Source organism: uncultured Albimonas sp. (assembly GCF_963977235.1).
Classification (GTDB): domain Bacteria; phylum Pseudomonadota; class Alphaproteobacteria; order Rhodobacterales; family Rhodobacteraceae; genus Albimonas.
Genome location: NZ_CAXBOD010000082.1, coordinates 1 through 16,205, shown reverse-complemented (window position 1 = coordinate 16,205; position 16,205 = coordinate 1). Strand labels below are relative to the sequence as shown.

Annotated in this window: 18 protein-coding genes and 1 tRNA gene; 3 read left to right on the top strand and 16 right to left on the bottom strand. The window is 72.9% G+C overall.

Annotated elements, in window-relative coordinates; translation table 11 throughout:
• Nucleotides 1-142: 142 nt before the first annotated feature.
• Nucleotides 143-1,423: an HlyC/CorC family transporter gene (locus tag AAC134_RS21860; RefSeq protein WP_339951570.1), complete on the bottom strand. Its 1,281-nt coding sequence runs from the start codon at nucleotides 1,421-1,423 to the stop codon at nucleotides 143-145.
• Between the two features lie 399 nt (nucleotides 1,424-1,822).
• Between AAC134_RS21860 and pdxY the strand changes: the two genes are divergently transcribed.
• Nucleotides 1,823-2,662: a pyridoxal kinase gene (gene pdxY, locus AAC134_RS21855; protein WP_339951568.1), complete on the top strand. Its 840-nt coding sequence runs from the start codon at nucleotides 1,823-1,825 to the stop codon at nucleotides 2,660-2,662.
• A 74-nt stretch (nucleotides 2,663-2,736) separates the two neighbouring features.
• Here pdxY and AAC134_RS21850 read toward each other — a convergent pair whose 3' ends face one another.
• From AAC134_RS21850 to speE, 3 genes are all read right to left on the bottom strand, one after another.
• Nucleotides 2,737-3,501: an ATP-binding cassette domain-containing protein gene (locus AAC134_RS21850; protein ID WP_339951566.1), complete on the bottom strand. Its 765-nt coding sequence runs from the start codon at nucleotides 3,499-3,501 to the stop codon at nucleotides 2,737-2,739.
• On the bottom strand, nucleotides 3,494-4,282 hold the full coding sequence (locus AAC134_RS21845) for an ABC transporter permease (protein ID WP_339951564.1): 789 nt from the start codon (nucleotides 4,280-4,282) through the stop codon (nucleotides 3,494-3,496). Before AAC134_RS21845 ends, AAC134_RS21850 begins: the two co-directional genes overlap by 8 nt.
• An 85-nt stretch (nucleotides 4,283-4,367) precedes the next feature.
• Nucleotides 4,368-5,231: a polyamine aminopropyltransferase gene (gene speE, locus AAC134_RS21840; protein WP_339951562.1), complete on the bottom strand. Its 864-nt coding sequence runs from the start codon at nucleotides 5,229-5,231 to the stop codon at nucleotides 4,368-4,370.
• A gap of 197 nt (nucleotides 5,232-5,428) precedes the next feature.
• Between speE and glpK the strand changes: the two genes are divergently transcribed.
• On the top strand, nucleotides 5,429-6,916 hold the full coding sequence (gene glpK, locus AAC134_RS21835; RefSeq protein WP_339951560.1) for a glycerol kinase GlpK: 1,488 nt from the start codon (nucleotides 5,429-5,431) through the stop codon (nucleotides 6,914-6,916).
• 67 nt (nucleotides 6,917-6,983) lie between these two features.
• Here glpK and AAC134_RS21830 read toward each other — a convergent pair whose 3' ends face one another.
• The 8 genes from AAC134_RS21830 to infA form a co-directional block, all read right to left on the bottom strand.
• Nucleotides 6,984-7,424, bottom strand: coding sequence for a very short patch repair endonuclease (locus AAC134_RS21830; protein ID WP_339951558.1), 441 nt, complete (start codon nucleotides 7,422-7,424; stop codon nucleotides 6,984-6,986).
• 145 nt (nucleotides 7,425-7,569) lie between these two features.
• Nucleotides 7,570-8,055, bottom strand: a complete 486-nt coding sequence (locus AAC134_RS21825; RefSeq protein ID WP_339951556.1) for an SRPBCC family protein — start codon at nucleotides 8,053-8,055, stop codon at nucleotides 7,570-7,572.
• A 15-nt stretch (nucleotides 8,056-8,070) separates the two neighbouring features.
• Nucleotides 8,071-8,721 (bottom strand): TetR/AcrR family transcriptional regulator, encoded by a 651-nt coding sequence (locus tag AAC134_RS21820; RefSeq protein WP_339951554.1) that lies wholly within the window; start codon nucleotides 8,719-8,721, stop codon nucleotides 8,071-8,073.
• A gap of 133 nt (nucleotides 8,722-8,854) precedes the next feature.
• Nucleotides 8,855-8,930: transfer RNA gene (locus AAC134_RS21815), tRNA-Phe, on the bottom strand.
• An 87-nt stretch (nucleotides 8,931-9,017) separates the two neighbouring features.
• A complete protein-coding gene (gene yacG, locus AAC134_RS21810; protein ID WP_339951552.1) occupies nucleotides 9,018-9,200 on the bottom strand; it encodes a DNA gyrase inhibitor YacG in 183 nt (60 codons plus the stop codon).
• Between the two features lie 353 nt (nucleotides 9,201-9,553).
• Nucleotides 9,554-10,654: a ribonuclease E/G gene (locus tag AAC134_RS21805; RefSeq protein WP_339951550.1), complete on the bottom strand. Its 1,101-nt coding sequence runs from the start codon at nucleotides 10,652-10,654 to the stop codon at nucleotides 9,554-9,556.
• Nucleotides 10,651-11,316: a nucleoside triphosphate pyrophosphatase gene (locus AAC134_RS21800; RefSeq protein ID WP_339951548.1), complete on the bottom strand. Its 666-nt coding sequence runs from the start codon at nucleotides 11,314-11,316 to the stop codon at nucleotides 10,651-10,653. The genes AAC134_RS21805 and AAC134_RS21800 overlap by 4 nt, the downstream gene beginning before the upstream one ends.
• 4 nt (nucleotides 11,317-11,320) lie before the next feature.
• The gene (gene infA / locus AAC134_RS21795; protein WP_092679644.1) at nucleotides 11,321-11,539 is read right to left on the bottom strand and encodes a translation initiation factor IF-1; all 219 of its coding nucleotides are present in this window, start codon (nucleotides 11,537-11,539) and stop codon (nucleotides 11,321-11,323) included.
• Nucleotides 11,540-11,937: 398 nt separating this feature from the next.
• On the opposite strand from infA, the gene AAC134_RS21790 reads away from it, so the two are divergent.
• Nucleotides 11,938-12,444, top strand: coding sequence for a DUF992 domain-containing protein (locus AAC134_RS21790; protein ID WP_339951542.1), 507 nt, complete (start codon nucleotides 11,938-11,940; stop codon nucleotides 12,442-12,444).
• A gap of 397 nt (nucleotides 12,445-12,841) precedes the next feature.
• Here the strand turns inward: AAC134_RS21790 and AAC134_RS21785 are convergent, their stop codons facing one another.
• From AAC134_RS21785 to AAC134_RS21770, 4 genes are all read right to left on the bottom strand, one after another.
• Nucleotides 12,842-13,288, bottom strand: a complete 447-nt coding sequence (locus tag AAC134_RS21785) for a low molecular weight phosphatase family protein (protein ID WP_339951540.1) — start codon at nucleotides 13,286-13,288, stop codon at nucleotides 12,842-12,844.
• A gap of 10 nt (nucleotides 13,289-13,298) precedes the next feature.
• Nucleotides 13,299-13,769 (bottom strand): UPF0262 family protein, encoded by a 471-nt coding sequence (locus tag AAC134_RS21780; protein ID WP_339951538.1) that lies wholly within the window; start codon nucleotides 13,767-13,769, stop codon nucleotides 13,299-13,301.
• Nucleotides 13,766-15,079, bottom strand: coding sequence for a histidinol dehydrogenase (hisD, locus tag AAC134_RS21775; protein ID WP_339951536.1), 1,314 nt, complete (start codon nucleotides 15,077-15,079; stop codon nucleotides 13,766-13,768). The genes AAC134_RS21780 and hisD overlap by 4 nt, the downstream gene beginning before the upstream one ends.
• A gap of 578 nt (nucleotides 15,080-15,657) precedes the next feature.
• Nucleotides 15,658-16,205: hypothetical protein (locus tag AAC134_RS21770; RefSeq protein WP_339951534.1), on the bottom strand; the 548-nt coding region annotated here is incomplete at its 5' end.

The window sequence follows — 16,205 nt, the reverse complement described above, 5'->3', positions numbered from 1 at the left end:
GGGCTTGTTCTTGGGTGAGTCAGGAGCCCGCCGGAGGCGCCCCCCGCCGGAATTCGGACGCAACCCCAGCCCCCGGGCGCCCGACAGCCAAGCCCGCCCGCAGGGCGCCTGTAGTCCGCTCCCTGCCGTCTTGGCGCGACCGCTAGAGCTTCTTCACCTTCAGCCGGGTGATCTGGTTCCGCCGCCGTTCCAGGACCTCGAAGCGGAAGCCGTGGAATGAGAAGATCTGGCCGGCCGAGGGGATCGCCTGGGCTTCGTGGATCACCAGGCCCGCGATCGTGTTGGCCTCGTCGTCGGGCAGGCTCCAGTCGGTCGCGCGCATGAAGTCGCGGATTGTGGTGGCGCCGTTGACGATCAGCGCGCCGTCGGGAAGCCGGGTCAGGCCCTCCACCTCCGCGTCATGCTCGTCGGCGATATCGCCCACGATCTCCTCGAGGATGTCCTCGAGCGTGATCAGCCCCTGGAGGTCGCCGTATTCGTCCACCACCAGCGCGAAATGTGAGCGGCGGGTGAGGAAGGCGCGCAACTGCTCGTCGAGCGAGGTGGTGTCGGGCACGAACCACGGCTCCATCGCCACCTCGACCACGTCGAGCCGGTCGAGCGAGCCCCAGCCCCCCTGCGCGTCCGTGGTCACGCTGTGCACGGCGCGCAACAGGTCCTTGGCGTGGATCACGCCGACGATGTTCTCGGGCTCGTCGCGCCACAGGGGAATGCGGGTGTGGGCGGACTTCAGGCAGAAGTCGAGGATCTCGCCCGGCGGCAGGGACGCGTCGATGGTCTCGATGTTGCGGCGGTGGCGCATCACCTCGGCCACCTCCCGCTCGCGCAGGTCGAGGGCGGCGAGCAGGCGGTCGCGCTCGGCCTTCTCCACCGCCCCTTCGGAGTGGTGCAGGTCGACCATGCCCCGGATCTCGTCGAGCGCGAGCGCGTGGGCCTCGGGGTCCATGCGCACGCCGAACAGGCGCAGGAACAGGCGCACGCCGCGGGTCACCGTGGTGACCACGGGGGCGAGCAGGCGCACCACCACCGCGATCGGGCGGGCGACGAAGACGGCGGCGCGTTCGGGGTTGGAATAGGCGTAGTTCTTGGGCGCGATCTCGGAGAAGATCACCACCATGGCGGTCATCGCCACGGTTGCGACCGCGATGCCGTTGGGCCCCACCAGCAGGGTGAACAGCGAGGTCGCCAGCGCGGTCCCGAGGATGTTGGCGATGTTGTTGCCCACCAGGATCGCGCCGATCAGCCGCTCGCCGTCCTCCTTCACGTTCAGCGCGGCCTGCGCGCCCTTCGATCCGCGGTCGGCCATGCCGTGCAGCTTGGCGCGCGAGGCGGCGGTCAGCGCGGTCTCGGAACCCGAGAAGAAGGCCGAGACGAACAGCAGCACCACGATGCCGGCGCCGATCCAGATCGCCTCGCCGGTCAGGCCGCCGAGGCCGGCCGCGCCCTGGGCGAGCGCGTCGGAGGCGGTCGCGCCGCCGCCGCCGCCAACCTGGGCGAGGCGGTCCAGCGCCTGGGGGGCGGTCGCCGCGGACGTTTGGTCTGCGAACGGGGCGCCCTGGACGAGGACGTCGGCGGCGGTTCGCGGATCGGGGGTCACGAGCGGGCGGCTCCTTGGATGCGGGAGAGGTTGCGGGGGCGGGCGAGAGCCCTCCTTATGGGGCGCAAGGGCGGACCGGACAAGCCGGGCGCCGGTCGAAAGCACGCGAGGAGGCGAGGTGGCGCGAGAGCGGGAGGCGGACGCGGCAGGCGAGCCGCGCGGCGGCGCGGGCCGGTCGGCTCGCCCGGAGGGGGGCTGGCGCGGGATGCGCGGCGCGGCGAGCCGATGAGCCGGGTGCTGTCGATCCAGTCGCTGGTGGCGGCGGGGCATGTGGGTCATGGCGCCTCGGCCTTCGCGCTGGCCGCGGAGGGGATCGAGGTGGTCTGCGTGCCCACCGTGGTGCTCTCGGGTCACGCGGCGACGCCGGGGGTGCAGGGCCGCCGGCTGCCGGGCGCGGAGATCGCGGCGCTGGGACGCGGGCTGGCGGCGGCCGGCGTGCCGGGCGCGTGCGAGGGGGTCCTGACCGGCTATCCCGGCGCGGCCGAGGGCGCGCAGGCGGTGGCGGGGCTGGTGGAGACGGCCAAGGCGGCCCGCCCCGGAACGCTCTACCTGTGCGATCCGGTGCTGGGGGACGACGGGCCGGGGCTGTATCTGCCCGCCGAGGTTGGCGAGATCTATCGCGCGCGGCTGCTGCCGCTGGCCGACGTCGCGATCCCGAACCGGTTCGAGCTGGGCTGGCTGACGGGGCGCCCGGTGGGCTCGCTCGACGAGATCCGGGCGGCGGCGGAGGCGCTGCGGGCGCTGGGGCCGCGCACGGTGATCGTGACCTCGACGCCGGTCGAGGGCGGCGTGGGGCTGCTGACCGCAACCGGGGACGGCGCCTGGCTGTCGAGCACGCCGCGGGTGGGGCGGGCGCTGAACGGGGCGGGGGATTTCGTGGCGGCGCTGGTGCTGGCGGGACTGTTGAAGGGGTCTGGCGCGCCCGGGGCCGCGGCGCGGGCGGCCGGGGCGGCCTGGGCCGCGGCGCGGTCGGCCGAGCGGATGGATCGCGACGACCTGCCGGTGGTGCTGGCGCAGGCGGAGTGGCAGGGCGCGGCGGCCGCGGAGATCGTGCGCCTGGGGTGAGGGGGAGAGCCTCCGGCGGGCTCTCGGCTCACCTGAGACCCGGCGCCTGCCGAGGACTTCGGGCCGGCGGGCCCTCAGACGAGGAGGGCGCCCGACAGCCAGGCGCGCGCGGCCTCGGAGTGGGGGCGCGCGAGCAGCTCGGCGGTGGCGGCGGTCTCGTGGTCGCGGCCGCGGTGGATGAAGATCGTGCGGCGGGCGAGGCGCGTGGCCTGGAGCGGATCGGGGGTGGCGATGACCACCTCGATCGACTCGGCGAGCGCCTGGGTCAGCAGGGCCTCGACCCCGGCGGCGGCGCGCGGGTCGAGGCCCTCGGTCGGCTCGTCGACCAGCAGCAGGCGCGGGCTCGCCGCGAGCGCACGGGCGATGGCGAGGCGGCGGGCCTCGCCCGCAGGCAGGGCGCGGGCGGGGTGATCGGCAAGCGGTCCGAGCCCTGCGAGGGCGAGCAGCGTCTCGATCCGGCCCGGACGCTCGCGCCGCGCGACGCGGGCGGCGCGCAGGGCATGGTCGAGGTTGCCGCGCACCGAGCGCCGCAGCAGCGCCGCGCCGCGCGGGACCAGGGCGGTGGCGGGGGCGAGGGCGTGGACCTCGCCGACGTCGGGCTCGACGAGGCCCGCCAGCACCTCGAACGCCAGCGACTTGCCCGCGCCGCGGGGGCCCAGCAGCGCGGTGAGGCCGCGGCCCGGCAGGCGCAGGGTCAGTCCGTCGAGCCGGCGGCGTCCGGCGTCGAGCACCACCACCGAGTCGAGCGCGGGCGGCGGCTCGGGCAGCGGGGCGCGGGGGTCGTGCCGCGGGTCCCGGCGGGGGCCGGGGAAGGGGACGACGTTGCGCGGCTCAGGCATGGGCCGGCGCCTCCGCGGGGGGGCGCAGCAGCGTGGCGGCCGCGTGCAGCGCGAGCGCCAGGACCGCGAGCGCGGCGGCGAGCGCCAGCGCCAGGGCAAGCCCGCGCGAAGGATCGGGGAGCGCGGGGCCCGCGGCGGCGGCGGTGCTCATCAGCTGGGTCTGGCGCGGGATCGCGCCGCCGACCGCCAGGGCCGCCCCCGTCTCGCCCAGCGCGCGGGCGAGGCCCGCGAGGGCGGCGGCAAGCAGGGCGGGGCGGGCCTCGCGCAGCAGGGTCGCGAGGGCGAAGAGGCGGCCGACGCGCATCGCGCGCAGGGTGGCGGCGTGGGTCGCGCGCTCGGCCGAGACGGCGGCATAGGCGAGCGCGGCGACCACCGGCAGGGCCAGCAGGAACTGGGCGAGGGCCAGCGCCAGGGGCGAGCCCAGCAGCGCCGCGCCCCCCGCCGGCGCCGCGGCCAGCGCCAGCCCGGCGGCGACCCCCACGCAGGCGGGCGGCAGGGCGGCGAGGGCCGACAGCGCCCCCGCCGCCGCCCCGCGGCCCGGCGCCGAGGACAGCGCCAGCATCGCCCCCAGCGGCAGCCCGATCAGGCATGCCGCCCCGGCCCCGGAAAGCGCCACGGCAAGGCTGCGCAGGACGATCTCGGCCAGCAGGGGATCGAGGGTCAGCAGCAGGCGGCCGGCGTCGCCTACCGCCTGCGCCAGGTCCGCGCCGGGCAGCAGCGCGGAGACGCCGGCGATGCCGGGCTCGGCCGTCGCGGCGATCCTGTCGCCCGTGCCTTCCATGCGTCCTCCCGCACCGGCTTGCGTGCGCCGTTCGGCGGAAGCCTCGCCCGGCCCGGTCCGGCGCGCAAGAGCCGGGAGGCCGGCCTCAGGGCATCAGGTCGAGCACGTAGCGGGGCAGCGCGAAGGCGGCGACATGCACCTCGGGGGTATAGTAGCGCGGGGTTATGTCGGCTTTCTTGAAGCGCGAGGCGAGGGTGGCGAGCGGCGTGGCGCGGGCCTGCCCCTTGCAGCCCCAGCCAAAGGCCATCGGCCCGCCCGCATAGGTGGGCACGGTCGCCATGTAGCAGGTCCAGTCGGCGAACAGCGCCTTGAAGGCGCGCATCGTGTTGGTCAGCTCCTGCCCCTGCAGGAACGGCACGCCGTTCTGGGTGACCAGGATCCCGCCCTCGTTCAGCAGGCGATGGGCCTGGCCGTAGAAGGTGTCGGTGAACAGCACCTCGCCCGGACCGATGGGATCGGTGCTGTCGACGATGATCACGTCGTAGCCGGGCAGGTCGCGGCGCACGAACTCGGCCCCGTCGGCGATCTGCAGGTCGAGGCGCGGGTCGTCGAAGGCCCCGTCCGAGATCGCGGGCATGTAGGTGGTCGAGAACTCGACCACGCCGGCGTCGATCTCGACCATGGTCACATGCTCGACGCCCTTGTGGCGCAGCGCCTCGCGGGCCATGCCGCCGTCGCCGCCGCCGATGATCAGGATCCGCTTGGCCGCGCCGTGGGCGAGCACGGGCACGTGGGTCATCATCTCGTGATAGATGAACTCGTCGCCCTCGGTGACCTGCACCACGCCGTCGAGCGTCAGGATCCGCCCGAAAGTGGGGTTGCGGAACACGCGCAGGCGCTGGTGCTCGGTCTCGGAGTCATACAGCAGCGCGGTCTCGCGCAGGGCCTGGGCGTGGTCGTCGTGCAGCGTCTCCACCGTCCAGCCGGGGATGTCGCGGATGTCGGTCATGGGCGGGCGGGTCTCCTGCGGGGATGGGTCGAAACGGGCTTCGGTCTGCCTAGACGCGCGTCGGGGGCGAGGCAACCCGAAGATGCCGCAGGGGCGGAGCCCGGCCCTGCGGATTGCGACAGGTCCGCGCCGCGGGGTTGCCGTGAGGCGGAGGGGCTGCAAGTCTCGGCGGGGGAGAAACGGCAGGGAGGCGCGCGATGGGCTACGTTCTGGCCATCGACCAGGGAACCACTTCGACGCGGGCGATCCTGTTCGGCGAGGACCGCGCCGTGGTCGCCACCGGGCAGGAGGAGTTCCGCCAGCACTTTCCGCGCTCGGGCTGGGTCGAGCACGATCCCTCCGACCTGTGGTCGACCACCGCCGCCACCTGTCGCGAGGCGATGGAGCGGGCGGGCGTGCGCGCCGGCGAGATCGCGGCCATCGGCATCACCAACCAGCGCGAGACGGTGGTGCTGTGGGACCGCAAGACCGGCCGCGCGGTGGCCCCGGCGATCGTCTGGCAGGACCGGCGCACCGCCGAGATGTCCCATGAGCTCAAGGAGCAGGGCCACGAGCAGATGGCGCGCGAGCGCACGGGCCTGCTGCTGGACCCCTATTTCTCGGGCACCAAGCTGTCGTGGATGCTCGACCAGGACGGGCTGCGGGCGCGGGCCGAGGCGGGCGAGCTCGCCTTCGGCACGGTGGACTGCTGGCTGATCTGGAACCTGACGGGCGGGGAGGTGCACGCCACCGACGCCACCAACGCCTCGCGCACGCTGCTCTACAACATCCATGAGGGGCGCTGGGACGAGGAGATGCTGCGGCTGTTGCGGATCCCTGAGAGCCTGCTTCCCGAAGTGCGCGATTCCAATGCCGATTTCGGGATGGCGCGCGCGGATCTGTTCGGCGCGCCGATCCCGATCCTGGGCGTGGCCGGCGACCAGCAGGCCGCGACCGTCGGGCAGGCGTGCTTCCGGCCGGGGATGCTGAAGTCGACCTACGGGACGGGCTGCTTTGCGCTGCTCAACACCGGCGAGCGGCCGGTGCTGTCGGAGAACCGGCTGCTGTCGACCATCGCCTACCGGATCGACGGCAAGACGACCTATGCGCTGGAGGGTTCGATCTTCATCGCCGGCGCGGTGGTGCAGTGGCTGAGGGACGGGTTGAAGATCATCCGCCATGCCTCTGAAACGCAAGCGCTGGCCGAGGCTGCGGACCCGCATCAGTCGGTCTATCTGGTGCCGGCCTTCGCCGGGCTCGGCGCGCCCTGGTGGGACCCCGACGCGCGTGGCGCGATCCACGGGCTGACGCGGGCGACGGGGCCGGCGGAGCTGGCGCGCGCGGCGCTCGAGAGCGTGGGGTATCAGACGCTCGACCTGCTCGAGGCGATGCGCCGCGACTGGCCCGAGGGCGAGGCCGACACGGTGCTGCGGGTCGACGGCGGGATGACCGCCTCGGACTGGGCGCTGCAGTTTCTGGCCGACATGCTGGACGCGCCGGTGGACCGGCCGAGGATCCTCGAGACCACGGCGCTCGGGGCGGCCTGGCTGGCGGGCTCGCGGGCCGGGGTCTGGCCGGGCATGGAGGAGTTCGCCGAGAGCTGGGAGCTGGACCGGCGGTTCGAGCCGGCGATGCCCGACGCCGATCGCGCCCGCAAGATCGAAGGCTGGCGCGACGCGGTGCGGCGCACGCTGACCCAGACCTGAAGCCATTGCGGCTCGGGGCGGCCGGAAGGCGCGCAGGGTCAAGGCGTTGCGGGCTGGCGCTGCGAGGCTATGGCAGCTCCAGCGCGGGGCTTTCGGTGGCCAGCCAGGCGGCGAGCGTTTCGGCCGTGGCGGGGGTCTGGCGGGGGGTGAGGGCGCATTCCCAGATCACGGCGGCGCGCCAGCCGAGCGCCTTGAGCTCGGCCAGGGCGCGGGCGTCGCGTTCGCGGGTGCGCTCGAACTTCGGCAGCCAGTAGTCGGTGCGGGTGGCGGGCGTGGTGGCGCGCGGGCAGCCGGGATGCCGGTGCCAGAAACAGCCGTGCACGAAGACCGCGGCCCGGAAGCGGGGGTAGACGAGATCGGGCCGTCCGGGCAGGGCGCGCACATCAACGCGGTGCCGCAAGCCCTTGGAATGCATGGCGCGACGCAGGCGAAGCTCGGGCGAGGTGTCGCGCCCCTTCACTGCCGCCATGGTCCGTGAGCGCGTGGCCGCGTCGTAGACGTCCGTCATCGGTCCTCCTCGCCCCCAGCAGGAGCGGAGCCGGCCCCTCGGGTCAAGGGGCCGGCGCCATGTCCTGCAAGGACTTCGGGGCGGCGCTTCGCATCCGACCTCAACGGCGCGCGGAGCGGGGGGGCGCCCGGAATTCCGCCGCGGTTCAGAGGGTTGCGGCGAAGTCTTCAAGCTGGACGGCGACGGCGCCCCAGCCCTCGTGAAAGCCCATCGCCTCGTGGCCGGCCTTGCCCTCGTCAGTGAAGTGGCGGGCGCGGGCGGTGTAGATCGTGCCGCCCTCGCCGTCGTCCTCGAGCTCGATCAGGCCCACGAAGAGGGGGGACTCGGCGATCATCCAGCCGGCGCGGAAGGCGTCGGTGAAGACCAGACGGGTCTGCGGGACGACCTCGAGGTAGACGCCCTCGTTGGGGAAGGCCTCGCCGTCGGGCCCGCGCATGATCATCGAGGAGGCGCCGCCGGGCCGCACGTCGAGCGAGACGTCGGTGACCCGCCAGGGCCTGGGGCAGAACCACGGCTCGAGCAGCGCGGCCTCGGTCCAGCAGCGCCAGACGGAGGCGCGGGGGGCCGCGAGGCGGCGGCGGATCGCCAGCTCGCGCTCGGTGGAGGGGGTCACGTCGAGGATCTCGGGCATCGGTCGGGTTCCGGCTCAGGCTGAGGAGGGGATCTGGGGGATCTCGGCGCGAAGCCGGGTTGAGAGGTGGCGCAGGAGGTGGTCCGCGCTCTCGCGCGCGGGGGCCGGGTCGCCGGCGGCCTTGGCCAGCACGAAGGCGCCCTGCAGGACGGCCTGGACGTGGCGCGAGAGGCCGGGCGCCTGCGCGGGATCCTCGCCGGCCTCGGCAAGGGCCTCGGCGAAGTCGGGCTCGAGGCGCGCGGCGTGGCCGAGGATCTCGGCGGCGGCGGCCTGCCGGATTGCGGGGTGGGAGGCCCAGACCTCCTGGGTCAGGGTTCCGGCGTAGCAGGTCCAGCTCTCGATCGGGCCCTGCATCAGGGCGGCGCGCAGGGCGACGTAGCCGAGCACGCGGTCGGCGGCGCGGGGGGCGGCGCGGAACGGGGCGTCGGCGAAGAGGCCGTCGGCGGTGCGGCCGAAATGGTCGGCGGCGGCGATGGCGAGCGCCTCCTTCGAGGGGAAGTGGTGGAAGAACGCGCCCTTGGTGACCCCCGCGGCCCGGCAGAGATCGTCGACCGAGGCGCCCCCGTAGCCCTTGGCGCGGAACACGCCGAGGGCCGCGTCGAGCAGCGCCGGGCGCGCGTCGCCGCGGCGGATGCGGGGTCGGGCGGGGGAGGGGGCGTCGGTCATGGGGGCTCCGGGTCGGGCGGGAAATATATACCGACTGGTTGGTATGTATGGCAAGCGAGAAATTCCGCCGCGTGGCGCGCCGGGGGACCGGGCGCGACGTGACGGCTGGCGGCGGACATCTGGCTTGGGGAAGTGGTGCCCGGGGGCGGATTCGAACCACCGACACGCGGATTTTCAATCCGCTGCTCTACCAACTGAGCTACCCGGGCGGGGCGCCGTTCTGGCGGCGCGAGGGGGGAGATATCGAATGGCGGAGGGGCTGGCAAGAGCCTGCGGCGGTTTTCTTTCCCCCCGCCTCAGGACGGCGCGTCGCGAGGGGCGAAGAGCTGCGCGTCCTCGGCGTCGGGGTCGTCCTCCTCGACCGCGGGGATCGCGTAGGCGCCGTTCAGCCAGCGCGCCAGATCGACGTCGGCGCAGCGCTTGGAACAGAACGGACGATAGGAGGCCGCCACGGGTTTGCGGCAGATGGGGCAGGGCATGAGAGAGGCTCCGGTTGCGGCGGGCGCAGCCTCGCGCGGCCGGCGGGGGGAGGCAACCCCCGGGGAGGGAGGAAGGGCCATGGGGGCCGCACAGGGCGCGCCGCGGGAGGTTCAGGCTGCGCAGGGCGCGCGGCGGGCGGTTCAGGCCGCGCAGGGGCGCGGCGGGCAGGGGCGGCGGATCTGGGCGCGGACGTCCCAGGGGCGCGCCGGCGGCGAGCCGCGCGAGGCCCCGGGTCAGGCCCGGGGCGCCCATTGTTCGGAGCCGGGCGCGGCACCGCGGGGCGCGTGGGTTCCGGGGCGTGGGTTCCGGGGATAGGGGTAGGCGCGCCGCGCGGGAGCGGGCGGCGCGGGGCTCAGGCGAAGTCCCGGGGCAGGAGCTCCGTCAGGGGCCGACGCTCGCGCCGGCGGGTGAGCTCGAGGTGGCCGAGCGGGGTCCAGCCGAGGAGCTGGGTGTCGATCGGATCCTCGCGCAGCGCGCGCTTGATCGCGGTCTCGGCCTGCTTGCGGTCGCGCTTGGTCAGGGGCGCGAGGTCGACCACGATCTGGCCGCCCAGGCCGCGCAGGCGCAGCTGGCGGGGCAGATCCGCAAGCGCCGCAAGGTTCGCCTTCAGCCCCGAGGCGGTCGAGAAGTCGCCCCCGGTGTTCACGTCGATCGCGGTCAGGGCGGAGGTCGGCTCGACCATCATCCAGGCCTCGCCGCCGAGGTCCACGCGCGGGCGCAGCAGCGCGCCGAGCTGGTCGAGCGCGCCCATGTCGTCCCACAGGCGCAGGTCGCCGCGGATCACCTCGTCGGGCTCGGGGTCGACCCAGTCGCGCCAGGCGCGGGTCACGGCGTCGGGGGCGGCCACGATCTCGCCGGGGGCGTCGTCGCCGGCCTGCGCGGCGCGCGCGGCGTTGAGAAGCTCGGCGAGGGCGGCGACGTCGTCGTGGATCGCCTCCTCGTCCACCCCCTCGGCGGCCGAACGCAGGATGGCGCCGGGGGCGGCCTCGCCCAGGGTGTCGGGCGAGAGGCCGGCCTCGTCCAGCGCCTCCTCGGCGATGACGCGCAGGCGGGCGGCCTCGTCCTCGTCGCGCACGCGGCGGGCGACGTTGATGCCGGGCGCATGGGGGGTGAGGATGGCGTAGCGGCCCTTGAAGAGCGGCTCGTCGGAGACGGGGGTGGCCTTGCCGGGCTCGGCGTGGCGGGCGACCTGGACCAGCAGACGCTCGCCGGGGCGGGCCTTGCGGGGGGACTTGAGGAAGCCCTCGCGCCCGTCGCCGAGGTCAAGGAACACGGCGCCGATCGCCTCGACCCGGCGGATGACGCGGGCGAGATGCACGGCCTCGAGCCGCGGGGCGCGGTCGGTTTCGGGCGGGTCGACCATCAGGTCGTGCAGGCGCCCGTCGACCATCAGCGCGGCGAGGGCGGGCCAGGCGGGCTCGTCCTCGAGGATCAGCACGGCGCGGCCCTTCATGCGGGGGTTCCTTCCCAGGTGACCGGCACGCCCGCGCCCTGGAGGAGGTTCGCGACCTCGACCAGGGGCAGGCCCACCACGTTGGTGTAGCTGCCGTTGATGGCGGGGACGAAGCCGGCGCCGATGCCCTGGATGGCGTAGCCCCCGGCCTTGCCGCGCCACTCGCCCGAGCGGAGGTAGGCCGAGATCTCGGCGTCCGACAGGCGCTTGAAGCGGACCTGGGTCTCGACCCGGCGGGTCCATTCCCGGCCCTGGCGGCGCAGCGCGACGCCGGTGATCACCCGGTGGCGGCGGCCGGAAAGCAGCGTCAGGAAGCGGTGCGCCTCGGCCGCGTCCTGCGGCTTGCCCAGAATGCGCCGGCCGGCGGCGACCACGGTGTCGGCGGCGAGCACCGCGTCGTCGGGGTCGGGCAGGGCGTCCGCCACGGCGCGCGCCTTCTCCCGCGCGAGGCGCAGGGCGTAGGGGCGAGGCTCCTCGTCCCTGTGGGGCGTTTCGTCGATGTCGGCGGGGATCACCGCGTCGGGGACGACCCCGATCGAGGCGAGCAGCGACAGCCGGCGCGGCGAGGCGGAGCCGAGCACCAGGCGCGGCCCGGCGCGCGGGATCTCCGCCGGCCCGTCCGCGCCGAGCGCCTGCGGCGCAGGGGCGGGGTCGGCGGTCATCGGGTTACTTGAAACGGTAGGTGATGCGGCCCTTGGTCAGGTCGTAGGGCGTCATCTCCACCTGGACCTTGTCGCCCGCCAGCACGCGGATGCGGTTCTTGCGCATCTTGCCCGCGGTGTGGGCGATGATCTCATGGCCGTTCTCGAGCTTCACCCGAAAGGTCGCGTTGGGCAGAAGTTCGACAACGACCCCGGGAAATTCGAGAGTCTCTTCCTTGGCCATGCCATCTCCGGAGCAGCAAACAGGGATCGCCACGGCGCGCCGGGCGCGTCGCGTGCCGGGGGTATGGCGCCGCGCGCGGCGGATTTCAAGGCGCCCCGGATGAGTCGCGCCCCGCCTCCGCGCGCGCGGCCCCGCCTGCGCGGGCGCAGCGTCCCCGCCGCCGCGGGCGCACCGTCCCCGCCGCCGCGGGCGCGTTGTCGGCGTTGGCGCGCGAAGACGGGGCGTGCGCCTGCCAAGTCGTGCGGCGCGGGGTCGGCCAATTGCGGCACGCGCGCCCCAATCGGGGCGAAGTCGGGGTGTTGTTGCGAACCGAGTTGAAGGGCGCGGCGGACCGCCCATCTCTTGGCCCGAGGCGCGACGCTCCGAGCGGCGCGCTCGAACAACGAACGGAGGACATCATGATCAACCGCAAGATCGCCGGCCTTTCCGCCCTCGCCCTGAGCGCCGCGCTCGCCGGCCCCGCCTTGGCGGCTGGCCAGGCCAATGAGCGCGAGGCGGCCGTGGAAGTGGGCGTGCTGACCTGCGACCTGACCGCCAAGGACAACGACATCATCCGCGCCAAGACCGAGTACATGTGCACGCTCGACGCGCAGGACGACGCCTTCGACGGGACCTATGTCGCCAACATCACCAAATGGGGCGTGGATCTGTCGACCACCGACCAGGAGGTGATCAAGTGGGGCGTGCTGACCACGCAGGAGAAGTTCAACCCCACGATGATGGACGGCGAGTATGTGGGCGCGTCGGCTGACGTGTCGGTCAAGTACGGCGCCGGCGTGCGCGTGCTGGTCGGCGGCGAGAGCGACGCGATCTCGCTGCAGCCGCTGTCGGTGTCGGGCAAGGAAGGCTACGGCCTGGCCGTCGGCCTCGAGTCGATGGAACTGCGCGCCGTCGACCCTTCGTAAGCAGGGCTGAGGTTTCCCGGCAGGGAAGCTCCGCGCGCCGGGGCGAGGCCTGAAGGCCCGCCGCCCCGGCGTCACCGTGAACCTGGAGGCTTCTCACCCGAGCCTCCCCAGCGGCCGGCCGGGCGTCGACCCCTCGCGCCCATCGCCGCCCCTGCCAGGAAGAGGCGCGCCCCGCCGAACGCGGGGCGCGTCGCTTTGCGCGCCGCCCCGACCGGTCCCCCGCGTCCTCTCCAGGCGCCGGCGCAACGCCCGAACACGGCTCGCAAAGCGCCTGTTCTTTGGTGAGTCAGGAGCCCGCCGGAGGCTCCCGTCCTGCGCCTCCCGCGCGCCCCCGCCCCCGCACGCGACCCGGCCAGGCCCGCCCGCAGGGCGCCTGCTCTCCGCTCCCTCTCCCGCCTCAGAAGGCGGGAAACTCCCGGCGCAGGTTGGACAGGATCTGGTCGCGGGCCTGCCGGTAGGCGTCGATCTTCTGCTCGCGGGTCTGGCCGATCCCGGTGGGGTCGAGGGTGGGCCAGTAGCGCACTTCGGTGGCGAACCAGCGGGTCTGGTCGAGGGCGGCGCGCTGGGCGGCGGGCGAGAGGGCCACGATCAGCTCGTAGCTGTCGATCTGGTCGCCGCCCATCGCCAGATCCTCGAAGCTGCGAACCTTGTGGGCGGTCAGCTCGACGCCGATCTCGGCGCAGGCGGCCACCGCGAACGGATCCACGTTCATGTCGTGCTTGACGCCCGCCGACTGCACGAAGACCCGCGCGCCGTGCAGCTTCTTCATCATCCCCTCGGCCATGGGCGAGCGCACCGCGTTGTGATCGCAGCAGAACAGGATCGAGGCGGGAAACTCTGCCAAGCGCTCGCCCTCAGCCGCGGAAGTGCAGGACGCAGACCAGCGTGAACAGGCGCCGCGCGGTGTCGGAGTCGACCGCCGCCTTGCCCTCGAGCCGTTCCTCGAGGATCCGCGCCCCCTCGTTGTGGATGCCGCGCCGGCCCATGTCGATCGCCTCGATCTGGCTCGGGGGCAGCTTCTTCACCGCATCGAAGTAGCTTTCGCAGATCGCGAAATAGTCCTTGATGATCTGCCGGAACGGCCCCAGCGAGAGGTGGAACTCCGCCGCCGGGTCGCCGGCCTCGGTGCGGATGTCGAAGACCAGACGCCGGTCCCGGATCGCGAGGCTGAGCTGGTAGGGGCCCGGCGGCACGCCCTCCTTCTCGACGTCGAAGGCGTTCTCTTCCAGCAGGTCGAAGATCGCGACCTTGCGCTCCTGCTCGACCTCGGGGGTCGGGGGGGCGAGGCCGGCCTCGTCCAGGGTGACGGCGACGAGGCGGGTCATTCGCGCGGCTCCTCGTTGAGCGCCTCGAGGCGCAGGCTCACCGAAAGGGCGTGGGCCTCCAGGCTCTCGGAGCGGGCCAGCGTCTCGGCGGCCGGACCGATGGCCGCGAGCGCCCCGGGGGTCATCCGGGCGATCGTGGTGCGCTTCATGAAGTCGAGCACCGAGAGACCGGAGGAGAACCGCGCCGAGCGGGCGGTGGGCAGCACGTGATTGGGGCCCCCGACATAGTCGCCGATCGCCTCGGGGGTGAAGGCGCCCAGAAAGATCGCGCCGGCGTGGCGCACGCGGGCCGCGACCGCGTCAGGGTCGGCGGTGACGATCTCGAGATGCTCGGGCGCGATGCGGTCGGAGATCGCGGCGGCCTCCTCCATGTCGCGCACCAGGATCACCGCGCCGTTCGCGCGCCAGGAGGCCGAGGCGATCTCGGCCCGCTCGAGCCGGGTGAGCAGCCGCTCGACGGCCGCGATCACCGCCTGCGCGAGCGCGGGCGAATCCGTGACCAGGATCGACTGGGCCGAGGGGTCGTGCTCGGCCTGGGACATCAGGTCCATGGCCACCCACTCGGGGTTGGCGGCGGCGTCGGCGATCACCAGGATCTCGGAGGGGCCGGCGATCATGTCGATGCCGACCGTGCCGAAGACCCGACGCTTGGCCGCGGCGACATAGGCGTTGCCCGGACCCACGATCTTGTCGACGGCGGGAATCGTGTCGGTGCCGTAGGCCAGCGCCCCGATCGCCTGGGCGCCGCCGATCCGCCAGACCTCGCTGACGCCCGCGAGACGGGCCGCGAGCAGGGTCAGCGGGTTGGCCTTGCCGCCGGGGGTGGGCATGCACACCGCCAGCCGCTCGACCCCGGCCACACGCGCGGGGATGGCGTTCATCAGCAGCGAGGACGGGTAGGAGGCGAGCCCGCCGGGCACATAGAGCCCCGCCGCCTCGACCGCCGTCCAGCGCCAGCCGAGCGTGGCGCCGTGGGGGTCCTGGAAGGAGACGTCCTCGGGGCGCTGGCGGGCGTGATAGGCCTCGATCCGCTCGGCGGCGATCTCCAGCGCGCGGGCCTCCTCGGGGGGGACGGCGGCGCAGGCGACCGCGATCTCCTCCTGGGAGACGGCGAGCGTGTCGGGGGCGAGCTGCATGCGGTCGAAGCGGGCGGTGGCCTCGATCACGGCCGCGTCGCCGCGCTGGCGCACATCCAGAAGGATCGCCGCCACCACGTCGTCCACCTCGGGCGACGACTCCCGCTTCAGCGACAGGAGCGCGTGGAACCGGCTCTCGAAATCCGGGGCGTCGGCGCGGAGCGTGACGGGCATGGGGCCTCCGAAATCAGCGTTCCGCGGTGATAGCGGGCGCAGGCGGGCGTCACAACCGGGGGCGAACGCGGGAGGGGGCGGGGGAAGAGGCCAGAGGAGGGTAGAAGGAAGGGAACGGGGGCGCCCTGCGGGCGGGCTTGGCTGGGTTGCGCATGGGTGGGGGGAGCGTGGAGGGTCGAGGACTGGAGCCTCCGGCGGGCTCCTGACTCACCCAAGAACAAGCCCGCGCCTGTTCTCCGGATCCGTCTCTCGCGTCTGATGCCTGAGCGACTCGCCCCCGCCGGTCAAGGACAAGCCGGCTTCGGTAGTGGGTCAGTTTGAAATCGGCCCCTCAAGCCCAGCGCCGAACCGGCTTGGATGAATCCGGCCGAGGGTCCATATTCCCCACATGACAGACAGGCCCAAACGCCCCCGCGACGCGAACCAGTTGGCGAAATCTATCGTGGACCTTGCCACCGGTGAGGCCGAGGAAGACGCGCCGGCCGATAGGAGCAAGGCGCGAGCTGGCTCCCTTGGCGGCGCAGCTCGCGCAAGCCGCCTATCGGCAGAACAAAGGAGCGCAATCGCCAGGAAGGCGGCTAGTCGACGTTGGGCAGCAAAGGCTGCTCCTTCTGAAGAAGACTAGACTTTGCTGCCTCATGTATCATTCCGGTTTGTATGCCCCGGATGATGACATATGGCTGCATCATGGGGTCATCAAACCTAAACTGCTGCTGGCGGTCTCCGCCGCGAACCTGGAGCACATTGCCTCCGTCTTGTGACGAGAACCTTCTAAGGTGCTTTTCATAGTTCGCAATTGCCATTTTTTTATTCATTATCGCGCTGTATGGCTCAAGAACATCATTAGCTGTGAACCAGCCTTCGTCATCGGGCTTCGCCAACGCACATGCTAATAGAGACTCTTTGAAATAGTTCGCCTGATTGCTTCTTGTCGCATCGCGGTATGCATCTTTAAACATAACCTCCGAGTTCTCAATGAATTCATCCATTGAGGACTCAACGTCTGCCGTTGTTACATTCGTGCGCTTGCTCTTTATAGCTTGAAGAGCAGCATACTTGGACAGCGTCTGCGTGAAAAACGGGAGTCCCCTCGACAGAGTTATTATTGTCCACATTGCGTCGCCGT

Coding starts and splice junctions, on each gene's coding strand:
- pdxY (WP_339951568.1), top strand. CDS start 1,823: ATGAGCCGGGTGCTGTCGATCCAGTCGCTGGTGGCGGCGGGGCATGTG.
- AAC134_RS21850 (WP_339951566.1), bottom strand. CDS start 3,501: ATGCCTGAGCCGCGCAACGTCGTCCCCTTCCCCGGCCCCCGCCGGGAC.
- AAC134_RS21845 (WP_339951564.1), bottom strand. CDS start 4,282: ATGGAAGGCACGGGCGACAGGATCGCCGCGACGGCCGAGCCCGGCATC.
- speE (WP_339951562.1), bottom strand. CDS start 5,231: ATGACCGACATCCGCGACATCCCCGGCTGGACGGTGGAGACGCTGCAC.
- glpK (WP_339951560.1), top strand. CDS start 5,429: ATGGGCTACGTTCTGGCCATCGACCAGGGAACCACTTCGACGCGGGCG.
- AAC134_RS21830 (WP_339951558.1), bottom strand. CDS start 7,424: ATGACGGACGTCTACGACGCGGCCACGCGCTCACGGACCATGGCGGCA.
- AAC134_RS21825 (WP_339951556.1), bottom strand. CDS start 8,055: ATGCCCGAGATCCTCGACGTGACCCCCTCCACCGAGCGCGAGCTGGCG.
- AAC134_RS21820 (WP_339951554.1), bottom strand. CDS start 8,721: ATGACCGACGCCCCCTCCCCCGCCCGACCCCGCATCCGCCGCGGCGAC.
- yacG (WP_339951552.1), bottom strand. CDS start 9,200: ATGCCCTGCCCCATCTGCCGCAAACCCGTGGCGGCCTCCTATCGTCCG.
- AAC134_RS21805 (WP_339951550.1), bottom strand. CDS start 10,654: ATGAAGGGCCGCGCCGTGCTGATCCTCGAGGACGAGCCCGCCTGGCCC.
- AAC134_RS21800 (WP_339951548.1), bottom strand. CDS start 11,316: ATGACCGCCGACCCCGCCCCTGCGCCGCAGGCGCTCGGCGCGGACGGG.
- infA (WP_092679644.1), bottom strand. CDS start 11,539: ATGGCCAAGGAAGAGACTCTCGAATTTCCCGGGGTCGTTGTCGAACTT.
- AAC134_RS21790 (WP_339951542.1), top strand. CDS start 11,938: ATGATCAACCGCAAGATCGCCGGCCTTTCCGCCCTCGCCCTGAGCGCC.
- AAC134_RS21780 (WP_339951538.1), bottom strand. CDS start 13,769: ATGACCCGCCTCGTCGCCGTCACCCTGGACGAGGCCGGCCTCGCCCCC.
- hisD (WP_339951536.1), bottom strand. CDS start 15,079: ATGCCCGTCACGCTCCGCGCCGACGCCCCGGATTTCGAGAGCCGGTTC.